Origin of the sequence: Agrococcus terreus (genome assembly GCF_014645235.1) — a bacterium.
Lineage (GTDB): Bacteria > Actinomycetota > Actinomycetes > Actinomycetales > Microbacteriaceae > Agrococcus > Agrococcus terreus.
In genome coordinates this window covers 339,405-360,084 of sequence record NZ_BMLM01000001.1, presented here as the reverse complement: position 1 = coordinate 360,084, position 20,680 = coordinate 339,405, and the positions used below count along the sequence as shown (strand labels likewise).

Sequence of the window (20,680 nt, the reverse complement as noted above, 5' to 3'; positions counted from 1 at the left end):
CGGATGCTCGGAATCCGCGCGCGAGCGTCGCTACTGTCGGCATCGTGAGCGCCGTCGCACCCGAAGCCGTCATCCTCGTCCGCGCCCTGCGGTTCCGCCCGAACCCCGCGACCGCGGCCGACAACGCCTTCCAGGCGGAGCCGGAGGACGGCGAGAGCGCCGCCGCCGTCGCCGCGAGCGCGCTGGCCGAGATGGACGCCGTCGCCGAGGCCCTCCGCGCCGCGGGGGTGGTCGTGCACGTCTTCGAGGACGAGGACCACACACGCCCCGACTCCGTCTTCCCGAACAACTGGCTGTCGACGCACGCGGGCGGCATGGTCGCCGTCTACCCGATGTACGCCTCCAACCGCCGGCACGAGCGCCGCACCGACGTGCTCGAGATGCTGAAGAGCACCTACCGCGTGCAGGTCGTCGTCGACTACTCGGGCCTCGAGCCCGACGGCGTCTTCCTCGAGGGCACGGGCGCCATGGTGCTCGACCACGTCTCGCGCGTCGCCTACATGGCCCGCAGCCACCGCGCGGACGCGCAGGTGCTGGAGCGCTTCTGCACCGACTTCGGCTACGAGCCGATGGTGTTCGACGCGGTCGACGCCGACGGCGTGCCGGTCTACCACACCAACGTCATCGCCTGCGTGGGCACCGACGTGGCGCTGTTCGCGCTCGAGATGATCCCGGATGCGCGGCGGCGCGAGCAGGTGCGCGAGCGCCTCGCGGTGCACGGCCGGAAGGTCGTCCAGCTCACCGAGACGCAGGTGCGGGAGTTCGCCGGGAACGCCGTCGAGCTCGCGGGCCGCTGGCCCGACGGGCGCCGCCGCACGATCATGGCGATGTCGGAGCGCGCGCGGCGCTCGCTGCGACCCGACCAGATCGCGGCCATCGAGGAGTCCTGCGAGATCGTCGCGGTCGACATCCCCACCATCGAGCTCGCCGGCGGCTCCGTGCGCTGCATGATCGCGGGCATCCACCTCGACGCGCGGCCGGCGCGCACGCCCGAGCTCACCGATGCCGTCGAGGCGATCGCCGAGGAGCCGGAGACGATGGATGGTGCCGAGGCGGCGTCGGAGCCGGTGCCGGGCGTGGTGGTCGGGGCCGCGTAGCTCGCGGCCCGAGCTCGAGTGGCCACTTCCTGCATCGAGTGGTCACGAAGTGTCGGGAGTGGTCGCTCGTCGCAGCACTTCGTGACCACTGCTCGCAGGAGGTGACCACTCCCTCGCGCGCATCGACCGCTCGGGGCGAGGGAGCGGGCGGCGCGGCTCCCCTGCCGTCGCAGATCGGACGTTGCACCATCCGGTTCAGCGTGCACCACTGAACAGCATGGTTCACTCTCACGTCGTCGACCGCACGCTCGCGGCGATCGCCGACCCCAGCCGCCGAGACGTGCTCGAGCACCTCGGGCGCCACGGCTCCGCCAGCATCGGCGAGCTCGCGGCACCCGCGGGCATCACCGTCACCGGCATGGCGAAGCACGTGCGCGTGCTCGAGGAGGCTGGCCTCGTCGCCACCGAGAAGGTCGGGCGCACGCGCCAGGTCCGGCTCGGCGCCGACCGGCTCGACGACGCCATGGCATGGATCGGCTTCTACCAACGGCTCTGGGAGCGTCGCCTCGACGGCCTGGACGCCTACTGCACCCTGAAGGACGGAGCAGGACGATGAACGAGACGCAGCGCACCACCCAGGACGAGGGGCTCGAGCTCCGCACCGACCGGCTGCTGCCGGCCACCCCGGAGCAGGTCTTCGACGCCTACACCGACCCCGCGCAGCAGCGGATCTGGTTCTCGATCCTCGACGACGAGCCGGGGATCGTCGAGATCGAGACCGACCTGCGGGTCGGCGGGCAGCAGACGGCGGTCTGGGGCCCCGACGCGCAGACCCTCTTCCGCGAGGTGCAGACCTTCCTCGAGATCGAGCGGCCGCATCGGCTCGTCACCGAGTCGGTCGGCTCCGATCCGAGCGGCGCGACGATGACGACGCGCGTGACGGTCACGTTCGAGGCGGAGGGGGCGGGCACGCGGATGCGCGTGGTCCAGAGCGGCTTCCCCACCCCCGAGGTGCGCGACTTCTTCGCCGGCATGGCGTGGCAGGGCGCGTTCGACCGCATCGCGGCCTACCTCGAGCGGCGCTGAGCGCTTCGCACGTGCACGGATCGGCCCCGCGGCGGCGCCCGTCGGAGCCGATCGGTGCACGTGCCCCGCAGCCCGTGCACCGAAGCGCCCCTCGAGCGGCGCCGGAGGGGCGCATCGGTGCACCTCGGCATCCGGCGCGAGCCGCGCGGCCCGGCGGCCCGACGCCCGGCCGCACCTAGGATCGGCCCATGGCCCGCACCACGTACCTGCTCGTCGACGGCGAGAACATCGACGCGACCCTCGGGGTCTCGCTGCTCAACCGACGACCGCAGCCCGAGGAGCGGCCGCGCTGGAACAAGCTGCTCGCCTTCGCCGAGCGCGCGTGGGAGCAGCCCGTGCAGGGCCTGTTCTTCCTCGCGGTGCCGGGCGAGCTGCCCACGTCGTTCGTGCAGGCGCTCATCGCCATCGGCTACCGCCCGGTGCCGCTGAGCGGCGAGGGCAAGGTCGTCGACATCGCCATCCAGCGCACGGCCGAGGCGCTGCTCGAGCGCGACGCCGACGTCATGCTCGTCAGCCACGACGGCGACTTCGCGCCGCAGCTCGAGCAGCTGGCCGAGGGCGAGCGCCGCGTGGGCGTCGTCGGGTTCGCGGAGTTCGTGGCGGGCGGGCTGCGGAACGTCGAGGGCGTCGAGCTCTTCGACCTCGAGTACGACGTCGCGGCGTTCAACAGCCGCCTGCCGCGCGTGCGGATCATCCCCATCGACGAGTTCGACCCGCTCGAGTTCCTCTAGGCCGGCTTCCCCGAAGCCACCGGCGCCGCGGCCGCCCCGATGCGGGCGGCGGCCTCGGCGACCGCGCGCCCGGCGTTCCAGCCGGCGACGCCCACGAGGGTGCCGGATGCGTCGCGCACCAAGGCGAGCAGGCCGTCGCCGGCCGCCTCGGTCGTCGTCTCGGCACCCGGCGCCCAGGCGCCGCGGCCCGAGACGACGGCGCCGTGGGCCATGAGCGTGAAGCCCGTGATGGGCCGCCACGGGCCCGGATCGGCGGCGAGGCCGAGGTCGTGCAGCACGGCCTGCGCCGCGTGCGCGCCCTGTGCGGCCGCCGCATCCCAGTGGTCGACGCGCAGCGGGGCGCCATCGACCTCGGGCGCCGCCGCGCCGCCGGCGGCGTAGACGCCCGGCATGCCGGGCACGCGGAGGCGGTCGTCGGTCGGGACCGCGCCGGGGAAGCCCGCCCACGCGGCCGCGGGCGCGGCGCCGACCGCGACGACCACGAGGTCGGCGTCGACCACGTCGCTCGCGCCGTCCTCGCCCGCGAGCTCGACGCGCACGGGCGCCGCGCCGCCGGGCGTCGCGCGCACAGCGAGCACCCGCGACCCGAGGCGGGCGTCGACCCGCTCGGCGTGCAGCGCCGCGAGCCGCGCCGCGATCCCCTCGCCGACGGCGTCGCGCAGCGGCAGCGCCGAGCGGCCCACGAGCGTCACGCGGGCGCCGGGTGCCCAGAGGCTCGCGACCTCCGCCCCGATGAAGCCGGCGCCGAGCACCGCGATGCGGGGCGCGTCGAGCGCCGCGACGGCGCCGCGGAGCGATGCGGCGTCGTCGGCGGTGTGGAGCACGTGGAGCGGCACCTCGGCGTCGACCTCGACCGACGGGTCGAGCGCGCGCGGCGCGCTGCCGGTCGCGAGCACGATCGCCTCGCCGGTGAGCACCTGGCCGTTCGAGAGCGCCACCGAGCGGCTCTCCGGATCGAGCGCGATGGCGCGCGCATGCACGAGCTCGACGTCGTCGAGCGGCGGCAGCGCGATCTGCCCGACCGTGAGCAGCCCCGGCAGGAGGCCGGTGTCGACGAGGGTGCGGTTGATGGGCGGGCCGTCCTCGCCGTGGACGAGCCGGATGCGGCCCGTCCAGCCGTGGCGGCGCAGCCCCGCCGCGGCCGCGTGGCCCGCGGCGCCCGCGCCCACGATCACGATGCCGTCCTGCTCCGATGCCATCCCGGCCTCCTCGATCGGTGTTGCGTGCATACCCCCCAGGGGTATAGTTTCGACCGTAGCAGGCACCCGCGGACGGCGGGAGCCCCAGCGACCAGGAGGCAGCGATGGCAACCACCGAGTACCAGGTGACCGGCATGACGTGCTCGCACTGCGAGGGCGCGATCCGCGGCGAGGTCTCGCAGATCGACGGCGTCGTCTCGATCGACGTCCGCGCCGCCGACGGCCACCTCGCCGTCACCACGGCCGACTCCCCCGTCGACGACGCCGCGGTGCTCGCGGCCGTCGAGGAGGCCGGCTACGAGGCCCAGCCCGCCTGACCCGGCCCGGCCCCCGCGGCCGACCGCACCGACCCCGCACCGCACCGAACCGACGCGACGAACGACGAGGATCCGATGAACGCTCCCGCCCGACTCTCCCTGTACGGCCTCGGCCTGCTCGCCGCGTTCGGCGCGGCCTTCGTCGTCGCGGGCGCCGTGGTGCCCGAGAGCGCCGTCGAGGCGCGCGCGGCCGCCGAGGAGCAGGGCGGCCACGGCGGCCACGCCGAGACCGCCCCCGAGGGCGAGGCCGCGAGCGCCGCGCTCCCCGGCCTCTCGCTCGAGGCCGACGGCTACCTCCTCAGCCCCGTCGCGGCCCCCGCCGCGACCGACGAGGACGGCGAGCTCTCGTTCCAGGTGCTCGACCCCGAGGGCGAGCCGGTGACGGAGTACACCGAGGAGCACGAGAAGGACCTCCACCTCATCGTCGTCCGCGAGGACGGCAGCGAGTTCCGCCACGTGCACCCCGAGCTCGACGCCGAGGGCACCTGGTCGATCCCGTGGACGTGGGAGGAGGCTGGCACCTACCGCGTGTTCGCCGACTTCACGCCCGCGGCGCAGGAGGACGGCATCACCCTCACCCGCAGCATCTCGGTGCCGGGCGAGGTGGAGGCCGTCGCGCTCGGCGACGAGGTGCGGGAGTCTCGCGCCGGCGACTTCGACGTGCGGCTCGAGGGCGACCTCGTCGCCGGCGGCAGCTCGACCCTCACCGTCGAGGTGAGCCGCGACGGCGAGTCCGTCACGGAGCTCGAGCCCTACCTGGGCGCCTTCGGCCACCTCGTCGCGCTCCGCGACGGCGACCTCGCCTACCTCCACGTGCACCCCGAGGGCGCCGAGCCCGAGGCCGGCCAGGAGTCCGGCCCCACGGTCGAGTTCGCCACCGAGGCGCCCACGCCCGGCCGCTACCTCCTCTACTTCGACTTCCAGGTCGACGGCGAGGTCCAGACCGCGTCGTTCGTCGTGACCACCGACGGCACCGCAGCCCCCGCCCAGTCGGCGCCGGCGACCGAGGGCTCGCCGAGCGAGTCCCCGGCCGACGACGGCCACGACGACGACCACTGACGCGTCCCGCGCCCGAACCGCGAAGGAACCGCACATGACCAGCCAGCCCGTGCTCTCCGAGAGCCCCGCGAGCAGCTACGAGCTCGAGATCGGCGGCATGACGTGCTCGTCGTGCGCCATGCGCATCGAGAAGAAGCTCAACAAGCTCGACGGCATCGAGGCCTCCGTCAACTACGCCACCGAGAAGGCGCGCGTCACGGCGCCCGCAGGCTACGACCCCGCGCTCCTCATCGCCGAGGTCGAGAAGACCGGCTACACGGCCGTGCTCCCCGCGCCGAAGGCCGCCGAGCAGGCGGTCGGCGGCGGCGACGAGGAGCCCGTCGACCACGAGCTCGTCGCGCTGCGCCAGCGGCTCATCGGCTCGATCGTGCTCTCGGTGCCCGTCATCGCGATGGCGATGGCGCCCGCCCTGCAGTTCACGTACTGGCAGTGGCTCTCGCTCGCGCTCGCCGCCCCGGTGATCGTCTGGGCCGCGTGGCCGTTCCACCGCGCCGCCTGGATGAACCTCCGCCACGGCGCCGCGACGATGGACACGCTCGTCTCGGTCGGCACGACCTCCGCGTTCCTCTGGTCGCTGTGGGCGCTGTTCTTCGGCACCGCGGGCGAGCCGGGCATGACGCACCCCTTCGAGCTCTCGATCGCGCCCACCGACGGCGCGGCGAACATCTACCTCGAGGTCGCCGCGGGCGTCACGATGTTCATCCTCGCCGGCCGCTACTTCGAGAAGCGCTCGAAGCGGCAGGCGGGCGCGGCGCTCCGCGCGCTGCTCGAGCTCGGCGCCAAGGACGTCGCGGTCATGCGCGGCGGCGCCGAGGTGCGCATCCCCATCGAGGAGCTCTCGGTCGGCGACGAGTTCGTCGTGCGCCCCGGCGAGAAGATCGCCACCGACGGCGTCATCGTCTCGGGCCGCTCCGCGATCGACGCCTCGATGCTCACCGGCGAGTCGGTGCCCGTCGAGGCCGCCCCCGGCGACGCCGTCACCGGCGCCACCGTCAACGCGAGCGGCCGCCTGGTCGTGCGCGCCACGCGCGTCGGCGGCGACACGCAGCTCGCGCAGATGGCGCGGATGGTCGAGGACGCGCAGTCCGGCAAGGCCGAGGTGCAGCGCCTCGCCGACAGGGTCTCGGGCATCTTCGTGCCGATCGCGATCGCCATCGCGGTCGTCGCGCTCGGCGCCTGGCTCGGCGCGGGCTTCCCCGTGGCGAGCGCCTTCACGGCCGCCGTCGCGGTGCTCATCATCGCCTGCCCCTGCGCGCTCGGCCTCGCCACGCCCACGGCGCTGCTCGTCGGCACCGGCCGCGGCGCCCAGATGGGCATCCTCATCAAGGGCCCGGAGATCCTGGAGTCGACGCGCAAGGTCGACACGGTCGTGCTCGACAAGACCGGCACCGTCACCACCGGCCGCATGACGCTCGTCGAGGCGGTCGTCGCCGAGGGCGTCGACCGCGCCGAGCTGCTGCGCCTCGCCGGCGCGATCGAGGACGCCTCCGAGCACCCCATCGCGCAGGCGATCGCGAAGGGCGCCGTCGAGGAGCTCGACGTCGTGCTGCCCGAGGTCGAGGACTTCCGCAACATCGAGGGCCGCGGCGTCACCGGCGTCGTCGAGGGGCACGCGGTGCTCGTCGGCCGCCAGTCGCTGCTCGACGAGTGGGCGGTCGCGCAGGACGCGCGCATCGCCGCCGCGAAGGAGGCCGCCGAGGCCGAGGGCCGCACCGCGGTGCTCGTCGCCTGGGACGGGGCGCTGCGCGGCCTGCTCGTGGTGGCGGACGCGGTGAAGCCGACGAGCGCGGAGGCGATCCAGCAGCTGCGCGGCCTCGGCCTCACCCCCATCCTGCTCACGGGCGACAACGACACCGTGGCGCGCCGCATCGCGGCGGAGGTCGGGATCGAGCGCGTCATCGCCGAGGTGCTGCCGGGCGACAAGGCCGACGTCGTCGCGCAGCTGCAGGCCGAGGGCCGCACGGTCGCGATGGTCGGCGACGGCGTCAACGACGCCGCCGCGCTCGCGCAGGCCGACCTGGGCCTCGCGATGGGCACGGGCACGGATGCGGCGATCGAGGCGTCCGACATCACGCTCGTGCGCGGCGACCTCCGCAGCGCCGCCGACGCCATCCGCCTCGCGCGGCGCACGCTCGGCACGATCAAGGGCAACCTCTTCTGGGCCTTCGCCTACAACGTGCTCGCGATCCCGCTGGCTGCCCTCGGCCTCCTCAACCCCATGCTCGCCGGTGCGGCGATGGCGTTCTCGAGCGTCTTCGTCGTCGGCAACAGCCTCCGCCTGCGCTCCTTCAAGAGCCGCGCGGTGGACCACGGGGCGACGGCCCCCGCGATCGCCTAGCGATCCGGACCGGCGCCCGATCCCTCACCCCCCATCCGAGAGGACCACCACCATGTGCGAAGCGCACAACCACCACGCCGCCGCGACCACGCCGGAGGAGGCCACCGCCGAGTGCCCCGTGATGCGCGGCAACTTCGTCGACAAGGAGACGGCGGCCTCGCAGGGCCTCGTCCGCGAGCACGAGGGCCAGACCTACTACCTCTGCTGCGCCGCCTGCGGCCCGCTCTTCGACGCCGACCCCGAGCGCTACCTGGCGGCCGCGTAGTCGCGACGCCGCACAGCAGGAGGCGCCGCCCCGAGCGGGGCGGCGCCTCCTTCGTGTCCGCCGCTCGGCGGATGCGGGATCTCAGGCCGAGCGCACCGGCGCGGCGAGCGCCGAGAACGGGATCGTCACCCAGACCTTGCGGAGCGTCTCGTGCACCTGCCAGTGCCCGGTCCAGCCCTCGGGCGTGACGAAGAGCGAGCCGGGGCCGATCTCGAACGAGCTGCCGTCGTCCTCGGTGATGGTCGCGGTGCCCGAGACGATCTGGCACATCTCGTGGTACTCGGGGCGGGTGCTGCGGAACGACCCGGGGGTCACCTCCCACACGCCCGAGCGGATGCCCTCGCCGGACTCCCACACGGTCCGGGAGGACTCGGTCTGGCCGGGCTGCTCGGCGGTGGCCTTGGGCCGGTGCTCGCCGGCGTCGGCCTGCGTCGCGTCGGCGACGACGATGGCGTTGGGCATGCGGATCCTCTCGGTGCTGGGGCGCCGCGTCGCGCCCGCTCCCCTCCATCGTCCCGCCCGCACGTGCAGATTGTCAACAATCCGCATCGACGGATCCGGGAAGTCGAGCCGCGCCTCACCGGTTGTCCGTGTGGATTGTCTACGATGCGAGGAACGGTCCCCCGATCGGGGACCGCGTCACGAGGGGAGCGCGCATGCGAGGAGTCGAGGCACTGTCGGCCATCAACAGCAGGCCGACGGCGGTGGTGATCGCCGACCAGCTCCGCGAGAGCATCATCGACGGCGCGTTCGCCCCCGGCGACCAGGTCAACGAGGCGCTCGTCGCGAGCCGGCTCAACGTGTCGCGCGGCCCCGTGCGGGAGGCCCTGCACCGGCTCGTGCAGGAGGGCCTGCTCCTCGCGCGGCCCAACCGCGGCGTGTTCGTGCAGGAGCTCGATGCGCGGGACGTCGCGGAGGTGTTCGCGGCGCGCGAGGTGATCGAGTGCGCGGCCGGCGAGATCGTGACGGGCCGCGACGCCGATCGACGCGAGGCTGCGGCAGACCGGCTGACGGCGATCGTCGACCGCATGCAGGCTGCGTTCGACGCCGGGGACTGGCCACGGCTGGGCCGGATCGACCTGGAGTTCCACACCGCGCTCGTCGCCGATGCCGGCAACTCGCGGCTCGACCGCGCCTACGCCACCCTCGCGACCGAGGCACTCATCTGCCTCACGCACTTCCCCGGCGCCTACCCCGAGCGATCGAACGTCGTGCCCGGCCACCGCGAGCTCATCGAGCTCGTCCGCTCGGGGACCATGGAGGAGCTGCACCGGGCGCTCCACGAGCACCTCTCGGTGGACGACCACCGCCTCCACGGCCACGACGCCGACGGAGACCTGCGGCACGGCCGGCCCGAGGGCGACGCCGTCGCGAGCCAGCCGTAGCGACCTCAGGCGGCGGTGTAGCCGCCGTCGATCGGCAGCACGACGCCCGTGACGTACGACGAGGCAGGCGATCCCAGGAAGAAGATCGCCTCCGCGACCTCCTCCGGCCGCGCGAGGCGGCGCATCGGGATCGTCGCCGCACGCTGGGCGCGGTAGGCGACCGGGTCGTCCTTCGCGTCGAACGCGGCGGCGATCGTGGGCGTCTCGGTGAGCCCCGGAGCGGCGACGTTCACGCGGATGCCGCGCGGCGCGAGCTCGACCGCGGCACCCTTGCCCAGCATGGTCAGCCCGCCCTTCGCCGCCGTGTACATGACCTGGCCGGCGATGCCGACGATGCCGAGCCGGGAGCTCACGAGCACGACCTGCCCGCCGCGCTCGTGCATGGCGGGCACGACGCGCTGCAGGACCGAGAACGCGCTGAGCACGTTGGCGTCGAGGAGCGCCGCCGCCCGCTCGAGCGGCATGGCCTCGATCGCGCCGTCGCCCTGCAGGCCGTGGCACAGCACGACGGTGTCGAGGGGCCCGACCGCCTCGACCGCCTCGGCGACCAGCCGCTCGACGAACGCGGGGTCCCCGAGGTCGCCCGGGACGTAGCGCTCCCCCGCTCGCAGCGACGCGGGCGGCTCCTCGCGCCGCCCGGTGAGGACGAGGCGAGCGCCGTCCGCGCGGAAGCGCTCGGCGACGGCGTCGCCGATGCCGCTCGAGGCCCCCGTGAGCAGGACGGCGAGGCCGGCGTCGGTCATCCGCGCCGCTCGCAGACCATCTGCACCTCGACGGGACTGTTGCGGGGCAGGCCGGCGACGCCGATCGCGGTGCGCGCGTGGCGGCCGTGCTCGCCGAGCACCTGGACGAGCAGCTCGCTGCCGGCGTCGGCGACCCGCGACTGCTCGCCGAACCCATCGGCGCTGCGGACGAAGACGAGCAGCTGCACGATGCGCACGCGCTCGAGGCCGCCGAGCTCCTGCGCCGCGACCGCGAGGCCGTTGAGCGTCGCCTGCGCCATCATCTCGCGCGCCGTGTCGACGTCCACGTCGGCGCCGACGGTGCCCGCCACCGGGAGCGCGCCGTCGCGGTAGGGCAGCTGGCCGGAGATGTGGATCGTGCCGTCGCGGAGCGCGCGGGCGTTGATGTACTTCGGGTCATCGGCGATCGTCGGCAGCTCGAGGCCGAGCGCGGCGAGCGCCGCGGCCGGATCGGTGTCGATGTCGGTCAGGGTGTGGACGCCCATGCGCCCCTCCTCTCGTCGTGCCGCCGCGCCGCGGCGGCGAGTTCAGTTGAGCTGCCCCTGCGCGTCGACCGGCCAGCGCTCCAGGCGCGACCCGGCGCGGTCGGTCACGAGCAGCTCCTCGAAGCTGTTCACGACGGGGCAGACGTGGTGCGGCACGACGACGATGCGGGTGCCGACCTGCGGCCGCTCGCCGCCCTCGGGCAGCGCGACGAAGCCGTGGTACTCGTTCAGCAGCGACAGGTGCGCACCGTAGGAGGGCACCTGCCCGTAGCCGCGATCCGGGTTCCCCTCGCGCGCGAGGGCCTTCGTGCCGGCGTCGACGATGACGTGCGGATGCCCCTGGTCGCTGATGACGGTCGTCGCGACGAAGAGGCCGATCTGCTCGGGCTCCGCGGCGCCGATGCGCACGCCGTCGTGGTCGTTGAAGACGTACTCGCCGGGGCGGATCTCGGTGATGACGTCGTCGGTGCTGCGCGAGGCGGTCGGCGTCGAGCCGGCGCTCACGATGCTCGGCTCGATGCCGTGCTCGCGCAGCGACGCGGCGGCTCGCCGCAGCGCGACGGCCTGGTCGGCCGCCGCGCCCTCGGGCTTGCCGACGGAGCCGCCGTGGCCGGGGTAGGTGAAGATGCCGCGCGGGTCGAGGCCCGCCTCGCGCGCCCGGGCGGCGAGCGCGCCCGCCTCCTCGGGACGCACGCCCGAGCGGCGGGCGCCGCAGTCGATCTCGACGACGACGCCGAGCGAGGCGGCGTCGTCGCTCATCGCGGCGGCGAGCGCGTCGACCGCAGCCGCGCTCTCGACGCCGACGGTCAGGCGGGTGCGCACCGCGAGCGACCGGATGCGCTCGGCCTTCGTCCCCGCGGGCCAGATCGGGTAGGCGAGCATGAGGTCGTCGCAGCCCGCGTCGGCGAAGATCTCCGCCTCGCTGAGGGTGCCGACGGTGAGGCCGATCGCGCCGGCGTCGAGCTGCATCCGGCCGATCGCCACGCTCTTGTGCGTCTTCACGTGCGGACGGACGGCCTTGCCGTGCGCCTCCGCGAAGGCCTGCATGCGTCGGATGTTCTCCTCGACGACGTCGATGAGCACGATCGGCGCCGGCGTGCTCACCTGGTCGCCGAGCGCGCGGAGCACGTGCTCGAACCGCTCGTGAGGAGCGCCGCTCATGCCAGCACGCTGACGATGACGTTCTTCGGCTCGCTGTACTCGAGCACGGCGCTCGCGACGCCCTCGCGGCCCACGCCGGAGCGCTTGCTGCCGCCGAAGGGCATCGAGTCGATGCGGAAGTCGCTCGTCTCGTTGATGAGCACGCTGCCCACGTGCAGCCGCTCCACCGCCTCCATCGCGGTCGCCATCGACCCCGTGAAGATGCCGGCCTGCAGCCCGTACTCGGTGTCGTCGACCCGGTCGAGCGCGTCGTCGAGGTCGCGGAACGGCAGGATCGAGACGACGGGTCCGAAGACCTCCTCGCGGAGCACGCGGGCGTCGTCGGGGACGTCGACGAGCACGGTCGGCGCGAAGTAGGCGCCGTCGCGCGTGCCGCCGATGGCGACGCGCGCGCCCTGCTCCACGGCCTCCGAGACCCACGAGCCCATGCGGATCGCCTCGCGCTCGGCGATGAGCGGGCCCACGTCGGTCGCGGGGTCGCGCTTCGAGCCGACCACGAGCCGCGCGGTGCCGTCGACGACGCGTCGCACGAGCTCGTCGTAGCGCGACTCGTGCACGTAGACGCGCTGCACCGAGAGGCAGTTCTGGCCTGCGACGCCGAAGGCGCCGTCGACGATGCCCGCCGCCGCGGTGACGACGTCGCCGTCCTCGCAGACGACGACGGCGTTGTTGCCGCCGAGCTCCATCATCACCTTGCGGGCGCCCGCCGCTCGGGCGATCGCGTCGCCGGCGGTCGGGCCGCCCGTGAAGGAGACCGCGGCGACGCGCGGGTCGCTCACGAGCGCCGTGCCGGCCTCCCGCTCCGCGACGAGCACCGCCATCCGCCCTGCCGGCATGCCGGCGCGGAGCAGGATGTCGAGCAGCGCGAGCGCCGACAGCGGCGTGGTGAGCGCGGGCTTCAGCACGATCGCGTTGCCGGCGATGAGCGCCGGGCCCACCTTGTGCGCCACGAGGTTCATCGGGTCGTTGAACGGCGTGATGGCGGCGACCACCCCGAGCGGGGCGCGGCGGTTCCAGCCGAAGCGGCCGCGCCCGCGCGGGGTGTCGGCGAGCGCGAGCGTCTCGCCCTCGAGGAGGTGCGCCGAGGCGGCGGAGAGCCGGATGGTCTCGGCGGTGCGCGCCGCCTCCCGCGTCGCCTCGGTGATCGTCTTGCTGCTCTCGGCCGAGATGATGCGCGCGAGCCTGCCGGACTCCGCCCGGACGAGGGCGGCGGCGCGCTCGAGCACCTCGCGGCGCTCCCACAGCTCCCACTCGTCGCGCAGGCTCCGCTCGACGCCGGCGATCGCGCGGTCCATGGTCGCCGCGTCGCCCACGTGCACGTGCGCCACCACGGCGCCGTCCTCGGGGTCGGTCACCGCGAGCGTGAGCTCGTCGACGATCCAGGCCCCGTCGACGTAGCCGCCGCCGGGGATGCCCAGCGCCTCCAGCCCGGTCGCGGTGGCCGCCTCGTGCACGTGCGTCGTCATCGATCGCTCCTCGTCGTCCGGCCCAGCCTCAGCTGAGCTTGTCCTGCAGGCCGTAGTAGGCGCCGCCCACCCGCAGGTGCAGCCACGGGTTGCCGAAGTAGCCGGGGATCCACGGGTTCTTCAGGTCGCTCCAGATGTTCGCGCCGGGCTTGCCGTCGAGCATGTCGACCATGACCTTGCCCATGTAGTTGGCCATCTGGACGCCGTGGCCGGAGTAGTTCAGCGAGTAGTAGATGCCGTCGTGCTCGCCGGCGTGGACCATCTGGTCCATCGAGATGTCGACGAGGCCGCCCCACATGTAATCGATCCGCGCCTGCGTCGTCTGGGGGAAGATCGTGTGCATCGCCTTGGTCAGGATCTCGCCGCTCGCGCGGTCCTGCGACGGGTCGGAGAGCGCGAAGCGCGCGCGACCGCCGAACAGCAGGCGGTTGTCGGGCGTGATGCGGAAGTAGTAGATGAAGTTCTTGCTGTCGGAGGCCATCCGGCGGTTGGGCAGGAGCTCGTCGACGACGGCCTGCGGCAGCGGCTCGGTGACGACGATGAAGCTGCCGACGGGGATGACGCGGCGCTGCTGCCAGCCGAACGGCTTGCCGGTGTAGCCGCTCGTGCCGAGCACGACCTTGCCGGCGCGCACCGAGCCGCGCGTCGTGGTCAGGACGTGCGTCGTGGAGCTGCCGACGCGCTCGACGTCGGTCACCTCCGCGCGCTCGTGGATGGTCGCGCCCTCGTCGAGGGCGAGGCCCGCGAGCGCGTGGCCGAACTTGCCCACGTGCATGCCGGCGCCGAGCGGGTCGACGAGGGCGCCGTGGTAGTAGTCCGAGCCGATCTCGGAGCGGATGTTCGCCTTGTCGACGAGCTCGACGGGCTGGCCGACGAGGCGGTGGAGCGCGTCGGCGGTCGCCTTCATGCCCTCGTAGTGCGACGGCTTGTAGGCGAGGTTCATCTTGCCGGAGCGCTCGTAGTCGACGTCGAGGTCGTGCTCGTGCACCAGGTCCTCGATGAGCTGGATCGCCTTGTTGTACTCCTCGAAGTACCCGATCGCGCGACGCTCGCCGTAGCGCTTGATCGCGTCGCGGAAGCCGATGGCGAGGCCCGTGGTGGCCATGCCGCCGTTGCGGCCCGATGCACCCCAGTTGACCGTATTGGCCTCGAGCAGTGCGACCGACTTGCCGGCCTTCGCCGCGTGGTAAGCGGTCGACAGGCCCGTGAAGCCGCCGCCGACGACGGCGACGTCGACCTCCTTGGGGATGGGGGTGCTGCTGTGGTCGCCGCTCGGCGTCGAGGTCTCGAGCCAGTACGAGCGCATCGTCACGGCGTGGGTCTGGTCGGTGGTCACGGGTGTCTCCGTCTGTCGTGGGTGAGCCTGATGGCCGAGGGATGCCGGGCGGGCGTCGCCGCCCGCCCGGCAGCGCACTACTCGGCGGGAGCGGTGAGCTCCGTGATGAGGCGCCGCTCGAAGGGGTCGCGCTCGATGTTCGTCCACGTGCCGGCCTCGCCCTGGGCGACGCGGTCGTGGACGAGCGGGACGACGGCGTCGAGCTGCAGGATGGCCGCCTCGGCGTCCATCGTGGCCTGCTGGCGCTCGGGGCCGACGGGCAGCTGCAGGCCGGCGGCGACGATCTCGTCGACGCCCGGGTCGCACAGCTGGGCGATGTTGTAGCCGCCGTCGCAGGTGAAGTCCTGCGCGAGGTACGAGAGCGGGTCACCGGTGTCGAGGAGCACGTTGCGCGACATGATGACCGCGTCGAAGCCGCCGTCGAGCATCTCGGCCTCCATGTTCACGTACTCGCGCACGTCCTGCGTGACGTCGAAGCCCGCGGCCTCGAGCTGCTGCTCGAGCTGCACGGCGATCTCCGGGAGCTCGGCGCGGTCGGTGTACGTCGCGAGCGTGATCGCGACGCCCTCGGCCGCCGGGTCGGTCGCCGAAGCGACGTCGCCGCGCAGGTCCTCGGCCCACGGGATGGCCGGCGGGATGAGGCCCACCGAGGGGTCCGCGTGGCCCTCGTAGATCGTGTCGACGATGGTCGACGGGTCGATCGCGGCGCGGGCCGCGGCACGCACCGCCGGGTCGGCGAACGGGCCGCTCTCGCTGTTCAGGGCGAGGTAGGTGCTGCGCGACTGCTGCACCTCGAAGACCTGCTCGGGGTCGAGGAGGCTGATCTGCGAGACGGGGATGGTCTCGGCGGCGTCGGCCTCGCCGGAGCGGAGCGACGCGGCGCGGGCGGTGCCGTCGGGCACGAACGACGCGTCGATGCCGGCGGCAGCGGCGGGCTCGCCCCAGTAGTCGTCGTAGCGGTCGAGGGTCGCGGTCGTGCTGCCGTTGACGTCGACGAGCTCGAAGGGTCCGGTGCCGGTGCCGATCGGGCTGATGACGCCGCCGTCCTGGTAGGCCGCGGCCGAGAGGATCGACAGCTGCGGGCTCGCGAGGCGGTTCGGCAGCAGCGGGTCGGGCACGTCGGTCGTGACCGTGATCTCCATGTCGCCCGTCGCCTCGGTCGTCAGCGCGACGCCGTTGAGCGCGCGCGGGGGCGGCGAGTAGCTCGTCGCCTGGTCGAGCGTGTTCTGCACCGCGGCGGCGTCGAACGGCGTGCCGTCGTGGAAGGTGACGCCCTCGCGCAGGGTGAAGACCCAGGTGAGGTCGTCGACCTGCTCGTACTCGGTCGCGAGCAGCGGCTCGATCTCGAGGTCGGGCGTGAGGCGCACGAGCGTCTCGGCGGTGCTCCAGCGCGAGAGCTTGAACGCGTCGTCGCTGAAGGGGTTCAGCGCCGCCTTGGGCGGCTGCATGAAGGAGACCTGGATGCGGTCGTCGCCATCGCCGCCGCCCTGCGAGGCGCCCGCGCCACCGGCGCAGCCGGCGAGGAGGAGGGCGGCGCTCGCGGCGAGCGCGACGGCGGTCGCGAGCCTGCGACCTGGGGTGGTGCTCATGGTGTGGTGCCTTTCGAGTGCGAGGGAGGGATCCGGAAGCGGCGCGCGGGGGTGCTACGCGATGCCGAGCGCCCGGTTGACCTCGTCGAGGGAGGTCATGCGGATGGCGCCGTAGGAGGGCAGGTCGGGGTCGTACCCGCGGTCGAGGAACACCTTGTTGGTGAAGCCCAGCTTCTGCATCGGGATGTGGTCGTAGTGCTGGTGCGAGGAGATGTGGAGGAACTCGGACGGCTCTGCGTCGAGCTCCCGGAGCATGTGGTCGAACGCCTGCACGCGCGGCTTGTAGGCGCCCGTCTGCTCGGCCGTGATGACGCGGTGGAAGGGAGCGCCCAGACGCGGGATGAAGGCGTTCAGGTGGCGGTCGTCGGCGTTCGAGAGCGCCACGAGCGGGAAGTGCTCGGCCATCTTCGCGAGCGGCTCGGGGACGTCGGGGTGCGCGCCCCACTCGAGCACCTCGCGCTGGATCGTGGCGATGTCCTCGTCGCGCGCCTCGAGGCCGTAGCGCTCGCTGATGCGGCGGAACGACCGCTCGAGCACCTCGTCGTAGGGGCGGTACTCGAGGATCTCGTCGTAGCGGATGAAGCTGAAGTCGTCGAAGAACTGGTCGATCTGGCCGGCCGGCAGCCGGTCGGCGACCATCGGCTCGACGATCTTGCGCATCTCGAAGTGGATGAGCGTGCCGATGATGTCGAACGAGATGTACTTCGGGCGAGGGAGCTCGATGGACATGGGCGCCTTTCGGTGGGAGGGGAGGGAGGTCGGGTCGGTCGGTCAGGGGGTCGTGACGGGGATGTCGGCGGTCCTCGTGCGCGCCGCCGGTACGAGCCCCGTGCGCGGGTCGGTGATGCTGCGACGCGGCTTGCGGCGTCGGCTGACGCGGGGCTTCCCGCCGCGCAGGTCGATGCTGAGGCTCGAGAGCGAGACCGCGAAGATCGAGAGCGCGATGAGCGAGAGGGCGGGCACGAGCACGACGAGCGGGGCGCGCTCGACGTAGGGCATGCCCTCGGCGAGGATGAGCCCCCAGTCGGAGGCGGGCGGCTGCGGGCCGAGGCCGAGGAAGCCGAGCGCGGCGAGCGCGAGCGCGATGCCGGGCAGGCGGAGGCACGCGTGGCGGAACACCGGACCGATCACGCTCGGCAGGATGTAGCGGAGCATGAGGCGCACGGGGCCGACGCCGAGCACCGGCGCGATCTTCACGTGCGGCTGCGCCTTCACCTCCGCGACCAGGGCCGCGGTGTGGGCCGCGAGCGGCGCCCAGCTGACGATGGTGACGGCCACGGCGGCGCCGAAGGAGGACGGGCCCATGACGGCCGCGACGATGAGGCCGGCGAGGATGGGCGGGGCCGCGTTCGTGACCTCGATGGGCCCGGAGCCGAGGTTCGGGAAGAGTCCGACGACCAGGCCGATCGCGAGGCAGATCGCGGCGACGATCGCGCCGAGGCCGATGGTCGAGAGCGCGCCGTGGGAGATGCGGGCGAGCACGTCGCGCCCGCTCGCGTCGGCGCCGAGGGGCAGCGCGAGGCTCGGGCCCTCGAGGCGGGCGTAGTCGAGCGAGAAGGGGTCGCGCGGCAGGCCCGCGACGATCACCACGACGAGCAGGGCGAGCATGGCGGCGGGGAGCAGCAGGGCCCAGCGCGAGCTCGGCGCCTTCGGCACGGGGGCGGGCAGCGAGCTGGAGCGCAGCGCCGGGCCGAGCAGGAGGCGGCGCACGAGGTTCGCGCCGATGCCGAGGGCGACGGCGAGGAGCATCAGGAGGATCACGCCCGCCTGCAGCGTCGGCAGGTCCTGCGACTGCGCGGCGGCGAGCGTCTCCCTGCCGATGCCGGGGATGGCGTAGACCTGCTCGATGACGACCGCGCCTGCCGTGATGCCGACCAGGATGAGCGACATCGGCGCCGTGACGCCCGGGAGGGTGCGGCGGATCGCGGCGAGCACCACGCGGGTCCGCGAGAACCCGGCGACCTGCCAGGTCGCGACCCAGCGCTCGCTGAACGTGCTGGCGAGCGCGTCCGACAGGAGCCGGCCGAGGAAGCCGCCCGCGGGCAGGCCCATCGAGAGGGCGGGCAGCACGAGGTAGGCCGGGCCGCGCCAGCCGAACGGCGGGAACCAGCCGAGCCAGACGGCGAAGACCACCAGCAGCACCGACGCGAGGAGGAACTCCGGCAGCGCCGTGAAGGCCGCGGCGACGCCGCCGCCCGTGCGGTCGGAGCGGCCGGCGAGGCCGCGCCGGATGGTCGGGATGACGAGGAGGGCGGCGAGCACGACGGCCACGACGAGCGACGCGAGCATCAGCATGAGCGAGTTGCCCATCGCCTCGAGCATCGTCGGCAGCACCGGCTGCCTCGTCGTCCACGAGACGCCGAAGTCTCCCTGGGCCGCGTTGCCGAGCCAGGCGAAGAAGGCGCCGACCGGGCCGCCGTCGAGGCCGAGCTCCTGCCGGATGGCCTCGAGGGCCGCCGGCGTCATCTCGCCCTCGGCGTAGCGGGAGCGGAACACCGTGGCCGCGATGTCGCGGCCCGAGAGCAGCGGCAGGATGCCGAGCAGGAAGATCACGAGCAGGATCGTGCCGATGCGCGACGCGGTGGAGATGAGCATCGCGCGCGACGCGTCCGAGATGCCGGTGCTGCGGCGCTGCGTGCGGCGCAGCGCGGGGACCGCCTGGGTGGAGAGAGCCATCGCCGTTCCTTCCGTCCTCGCCTAGGCCGCCACCGGCGTCATGCCCTCGGGCACGACATGCAGCGTCGGGATCGCGTCGAGGAGCTCCTTGGTGCGCTCGTGCCGCGGTGCGGTGAGCAGCTCGCGGGTGGGGCGGTCCTCCACGACCGCGCCGCCGTGCATCACGACGGTGCGCTCGCACAGGCTCGCGACCATCGAGAGGTCGTGCGAGACGACGACGATGCCGGTGCCGCGCTCCTCGGAGACCTTCCGGAGCAGCGCGACGATCGACTCCCGCATCGGCAGGTCGAGGCCGCTCACGGGCTCGTCGGCGAGGAGGAAGTCGGGGCGCGTCGCGATCGCGCGGGCGATGGCGAGGCGCTGCGCCTGGCCGCCGGAGAGCTCGTTGGCGCGGCGGCGGAGGTACGTGGCGTCGAGGCCGACGGACTCGAGCGCCTCGCGCACCATCGTGTCGTGGTCGCCCTCGACGCCGAGGCGCACGAGCGGCTCGCGCACGAGCGCCCGCACCGTCATGAGCGGGTCGAGCGTGCTCGCGGGGTCCTGCGGCACGTACTGCACCTTGCGCCGATACCACTTGAGCGCGCGCACGGTGCCGGGCCGCACGGGCTTGCCCTGGCAGCTGACGGCGCCCGTGTCGGTCTCGTCGAGCGCGAGCATGAGGCGCAGGAGCGTCGTCTTGCCGGAGCCGGAGACCCCGACGATGCCGACGCGCTCGCCCTCTGCGATCGCGAGGCTCGTCTCCTCCAGCGCGGTCCTGTCGACGCGCGGGCCGAACAGGCCCTTCGCCGGCATCCGGTAGCTGCGGCTGACGCGGCCGACGTCGAAGAACACGGGGCGCGCCGCGACCTCCGCGGCCTCCGACGCACGCAGCGCCGCGAGCTCGTCGCGGAACTGCTGCACGTAGGGGTCGACCGTGGCCGCCTGCGCGGCACGGATGAGCTCGCGGGTGTAGGCGTGCTCGGGGCGGGCGAAGATCGAGTGCACCTGGCCCTGCTCGATGACGTCGCCGTCCTTCATGACGACGGAGTCGCTGCACAGCTCGGAGGCGACGGCGAAGTCGTGCGTGATGAAGAGGAGCGCGGGGGTGCGCTGGCCGGCCGTGTAGCGCTTGAGCACGTCGAGCACGCGCTTCTGCGTGACGACGTCGAGCGCGGTGGTCGGCTCGTCGGCGACCATGAGCCGGGTGTTGCAGGCGAGCGCGAGGGCGATGCAGACGCGCTGGCGCTGGCCGCCGGAGAGCTCGGCCGAGAAGCGCTCGACGATCTGCTCCGGGTCGGGGAGGCCGACCGACTCGGCGAGCTCGACGGCGGCCTTGGCCGCGTCCTCGCGCGAGAGGCCGCGGTGGCGGCGGAGCGGCTCGATGAGCTGCTCCTTGAGGCGCACGAGCGGGTTGAGGGCGACCGCGGAGTCCTGGAAGACCATCGCGACGCGCGCATCCTCGGGACGCTTCGACGCGGGGATGCCGAGCACCTCGATGCCGTTGACCTTGATGCTGCCGTCGGCCTCCGCGTTCGCGGGCAGGCGGCCGAGGACGGCGGCGGCGGTGAGCGACTTGCCCGAGCCCGACTCGCCGAGCAGGCAGACGCGCTGGCCCTGGCCGACGGAGAACGTCGTGCCGTTCACGATGGTGCGCCCGCCGATCGAGATACGCAGGTCGGTCACTTCGAGACTGTGCATGCTCACCCCTGTAGAAAGAGATCCGGCGGCCCGCTCCATCGCTGGCCCTTGCAGTGAACGTAGACCCGCCTCATGCAGATTGTCAACAATCCAATGATTTCGTTACCCCGGTGAAATCTGGACGACACGA

20 protein-coding genes are annotated in these 20,680 nt (G+C 73.4%); 9 read left to right on the top strand and 11 right to left on the bottom strand.

Translation table 11 applies throughout. The features are described from left to right. Positions 1 to 44: 44 nt before the first annotated feature. The 4 genes from ctlX (at position 45) to IEW90_RS01780 (ending at position 2,854) form a co-directional block, all read left to right on the top strand. On the top strand, positions 45 to 1,097 hold the full coding sequence (ctlX, locus tag IEW90_RS01795; protein ID WP_188715413.1) for a citrulline utilization hydrolase CtlX: 1,053 nt from the start codon (positions 45 to 47) through the stop codon (positions 1,095 to 1,097). Between the two features lie 217 nt (positions 1,098 to 1,314). Then, positions 1,315 to 1,653 (top strand): ArsR/SmtB family transcription factor, encoded by a 339-nt coding sequence (locus tag IEW90_RS01790; protein ID WP_188715411.1) that lies wholly within the window; start codon positions 1,315 to 1,317, stop codon positions 1,651 to 1,653. Beyond that, positions 1,650 to 2,123, top strand: coding sequence for an SRPBCC family protein (locus IEW90_RS01785; RefSeq protein WP_188715409.1), 474 nt, complete (start codon positions 1,650 to 1,652; stop codon positions 2,121 to 2,123). The genes IEW90_RS01790 and IEW90_RS01785 overlap by 4 nt, the downstream gene beginning before the upstream one ends. A gap of 188 nt (positions 2,124 to 2,311) precedes the next feature. After that, entirely contained in the window at positions 2,312 to 2,854 is a 543-nt protein-coding gene (locus tag IEW90_RS01780; protein ID WP_188715407.1) for an NYN domain-containing protein, read from the top strand. On the opposite strand, the gene IEW90_RS01775 is transcribed toward IEW90_RS01780, so the two are convergent. Beyond that, positions 2,851 to 4,053 (bottom strand): FAD-dependent oxidoreductase, encoded by a 1,203-nt coding sequence (locus tag IEW90_RS01775; RefSeq protein ID WP_188715405.1) that lies wholly within the window; start codon positions 4,051 to 4,053, stop codon positions 2,851 to 2,853. The genes IEW90_RS01780 and IEW90_RS01775 overlap by 4 nt on opposite strands. 104 nt (positions 4,054 to 4,157) lie before the next feature. On the opposite strand from IEW90_RS01775, the gene IEW90_RS01770 reads away from it, so the two are divergent. From IEW90_RS01770 to IEW90_RS01755, 4 genes are all read left to right on the top strand, one after another. Beyond that, positions 4,158 to 4,370, top strand: a complete 213-nt coding sequence (locus IEW90_RS01770) for a heavy-metal-associated domain-containing protein (protein ID WP_188715402.1) — start codon at positions 4,158 to 4,160, stop codon at positions 4,368 to 4,370. A gap of 75 nt (positions 4,371 to 4,445) precedes the next feature. Continuing rightward, the gene (locus tag IEW90_RS01765) at positions 4,446 to 5,429 is read left to right on the top strand and encodes a DUF8832 domain-containing protein (RefSeq protein ID WP_188715400.1); all 984 of its coding nucleotides are present in this window, start codon (positions 4,446 to 4,448) and stop codon (positions 5,427 to 5,429) included. 34 nt (positions 5,430 to 5,463) lie between these two features. Then, complete coding sequence (locus tag IEW90_RS01760) at positions 5,464 to 7,767, top strand: heavy metal translocating P-type ATPase (protein WP_188715397.1); 2,304 nt, start codon at positions 5,464 to 5,466, stop codon at positions 7,765 to 7,767. 52 nt (positions 7,768 to 7,819) lie between these two features. Further along, positions 7,820 to 8,032: a YHS domain-containing protein gene (locus IEW90_RS01755; RefSeq protein ID WP_188715395.1), complete on the top strand. Its 213-nt coding sequence runs from the start codon at positions 7,820 to 7,822 to the stop codon at positions 8,030 to 8,032. Between the two features lie 81 nt (positions 8,033 to 8,113). Here the strand turns inward: IEW90_RS01755 and IEW90_RS01750 are convergent, their stop codons facing one another. Beyond that, positions 8,114 to 8,494, bottom strand: a complete 381-nt coding sequence (locus IEW90_RS01750) for a cupin domain-containing protein (RefSeq protein WP_188715393.1) — start codon at positions 8,492 to 8,494, stop codon at positions 8,114 to 8,116. A 194-nt stretch (positions 8,495 to 8,688) separates the two neighbouring features. Between IEW90_RS01750 and IEW90_RS01745 the strand changes: the two genes are divergently transcribed. Then, entirely contained in the window at positions 8,689 to 9,417 is a 729-nt protein-coding gene (locus IEW90_RS01745; RefSeq protein ID WP_188715391.1) for a GntR family transcriptional regulator, read from the top strand. Between the two features lie 5 nt (positions 9,418 to 9,422). Here IEW90_RS01745 and IEW90_RS01740 read toward each other — a convergent pair whose 3' ends face one another. From IEW90_RS01740 to IEW90_RS01700, 9 genes are all read right to left on the bottom strand, one after another. Next, a complete protein-coding gene (locus IEW90_RS01740) occupies positions 9,423 to 10,160 on the bottom strand; it encodes an SDR family NAD(P)-dependent oxidoreductase (protein WP_188715389.1) in 738 nt (245 codons plus the stop codon). Next, positions 10,157 to 10,645 carry a RidA family protein gene (locus tag IEW90_RS01735; RefSeq protein ID WP_188715386.1) on the bottom strand — a complete coding sequence of 163 codons (489 nt, stop codon included), beginning with the start codon at positions 10,643 to 10,645 and terminating at the stop codon, positions 10,157 to 10,159. The genes IEW90_RS01740 and IEW90_RS01735 overlap by 4 nt, the downstream gene beginning before the upstream one ends. Positions 10,646 to 10,687: 42 nt before the next feature. Further along, the gene (locus IEW90_RS01730; RefSeq protein ID WP_188715384.1) at positions 10,688 to 11,806 is read right to left on the bottom strand and encodes an alanine racemase; all 1,119 of its coding nucleotides are present in this window, start codon (positions 11,804 to 11,806) and stop codon (positions 10,688 to 10,690) included. Further along, complete coding sequence (locus IEW90_RS01725; RefSeq protein ID WP_188715382.1) at positions 11,803 to 13,272, bottom strand: aldehyde dehydrogenase family protein; 1,470 nt, start codon at positions 13,270 to 13,272, stop codon at positions 11,803 to 11,805. Before IEW90_RS01725 ends, IEW90_RS01730 begins: the two co-directional genes overlap by 4 nt. Before the next feature lie 28 nt (positions 13,273 to 13,300). Further along, the gene (locus tag IEW90_RS01720) at positions 13,301 to 14,608 is read right to left on the bottom strand and encodes an NAD(P)/FAD-dependent oxidoreductase (protein WP_229679444.1); all 1,308 of its coding nucleotides are present in this window, start codon (positions 14,606 to 14,608) and stop codon (positions 13,301 to 13,303) included. Between the two features lie 77 nt (positions 14,609 to 14,685). Further along, complete coding sequence (locus tag IEW90_RS01715) at positions 14,686 to 16,197, bottom strand: ABC transporter substrate-binding protein (RefSeq protein WP_188715380.1); 1,512 nt, start codon at positions 16,195 to 16,197, stop codon at positions 14,686 to 14,688. A 54-nt stretch (positions 16,198 to 16,251) separates the two neighbouring features. Further along, complete coding sequence (locus tag IEW90_RS01710) at positions 16,252 to 16,926, bottom strand: HAD-IA family hydrolase (protein ID WP_188715378.1); 675 nt, start codon at positions 16,924 to 16,926, stop codon at positions 16,252 to 16,254. Positions 16,927 to 16,968: 42 nt separating this feature from the next. After that, on the bottom strand, positions 16,969 to 18,873 hold the full coding sequence (locus IEW90_RS01705) for an ABC transporter permease subunit (protein ID WP_188715376.1): 1,905 nt from the start codon (positions 18,871 to 18,873) through the stop codon (positions 16,969 to 16,971). 21 nt (positions 18,874 to 18,894) lie between these two features. Next, positions 18,895 to 20,535: an ATP-binding cassette domain-containing protein gene (locus IEW90_RS01700; protein ID WP_188715374.1), complete on the bottom strand. Its 1,641-nt coding sequence runs from the start codon at positions 20,533 to 20,535 to the stop codon at positions 18,895 to 18,897. Between the last annotated feature and the right edge of the window lie 145 nt (positions 20,536 to 20,680).

What these genes read in the sequence shown, in the direction of transcription:
- IEW90_RS01790 (WP_188715411.1), top strand. Translation starts at nt 1,315, where the DNA reads ATGGTTCACTCTCACGTCGTCGACCGCACGCTCGCGGCGATCGCCGAC.
- IEW90_RS01740 (WP_188715389.1), bottom strand. Translation starts at nt 10,160, where the DNA reads ATGACCGACGCCGGCCTCGCCGTCCTGCTCACGGGGGCCTCGAGCGGC.
- IEW90_RS01765 (WP_188715400.1), top strand. Translation starts at nt 4,446, where the DNA reads ATGAACGCTCCCGCCCGACTCTCCCTGTACGGCCTCGGCCTGCTCGCC.
- IEW90_RS01775 (WP_188715405.1), bottom strand. Translation starts at nt 4,053, where the DNA reads ATGGCATCGGAGCAGGACGGCATCGTGATCGTGGGCGCGGGCGCCGCG.
- IEW90_RS01705 (WP_188715376.1), bottom strand. Translation starts at nt 18,873, where the DNA reads ATGGCTCTCTCCACCCAGGCGGTCCCCGCGCTGCGCCGCACGCAGCGC.
- IEW90_RS01715 (WP_188715380.1), bottom strand. Translation starts at nt 16,197, where the DNA reads ATGAGCACCACCCCAGGTCGCAGGCTCGCGACCGCCGTCGCGCTCGCC.
- IEW90_RS01725 (WP_188715382.1), bottom strand. Translation starts at nt 13,272, where the DNA reads ATGACGACGCACGTGCACGAGGCGGCCACCGCGACCGGGCTGGAGGCG.
- IEW90_RS01780 (WP_188715407.1), top strand. Translation starts at nt 2,312, where the DNA reads ATGGCCCGCACCACGTACCTGCTCGTCGACGGCGAGAACATCGACGCG.
- IEW90_RS01735 (WP_188715386.1), bottom strand. Translation starts at nt 10,645, where the DNA reads ATGGGCGTCCACACCCTGACCGACATCGACACCGATCCGGCCGCGGCG.
- IEW90_RS01785 (WP_188715409.1), top strand. Translation starts at nt 1,650, where the DNA reads ATGAACGAGACGCAGCGCACCACCCAGGACGAGGGGCTCGAGCTCCGC.
- IEW90_RS01750 (WP_188715393.1), bottom strand. Translation starts at nt 8,494, where the DNA reads ATGCCCAACGCCATCGTCGTCGCCGACGCGACGCAGGCCGACGCCGGC.
- IEW90_RS01770 (WP_188715402.1), top strand. Translation starts at nt 4,158, where the DNA reads ATGGCAACCACCGAGTACCAGGTGACCGGCATGACGTGCTCGCACTGC.
- IEW90_RS01755 (WP_188715395.1), top strand. Translation starts at nt 7,820, where the DNA reads ATGTGCGAAGCGCACAACCACCACGCCGCCGCGACCACGCCGGAGGAG.
- IEW90_RS01710 (WP_188715378.1), bottom strand. Translation starts at nt 16,926, where the DNA reads ATGTCCATCGAGCTCCCTCGCCCGAAGTACATCTCGTTCGACATCATC.
- IEW90_RS01745 (WP_188715391.1), top strand. Translation starts at nt 8,689, where the DNA reads ATGCGAGGAGTCGAGGCACTGTCGGCCATCAACAGCAGGCCGACGGCG.
- IEW90_RS01730 (WP_188715384.1), bottom strand. Translation starts at nt 11,806, where the DNA reads ATGAGCGGCGCTCCTCACGAGCGGTTCGAGCACGTGCTCCGCGCGCTC.
- IEW90_RS01760 (WP_188715397.1), top strand. Translation starts at nt 5,464, where the DNA reads ATGACCAGCCAGCCCGTGCTCTCCGAGAGCCCCGCGAGCAGCTACGAG.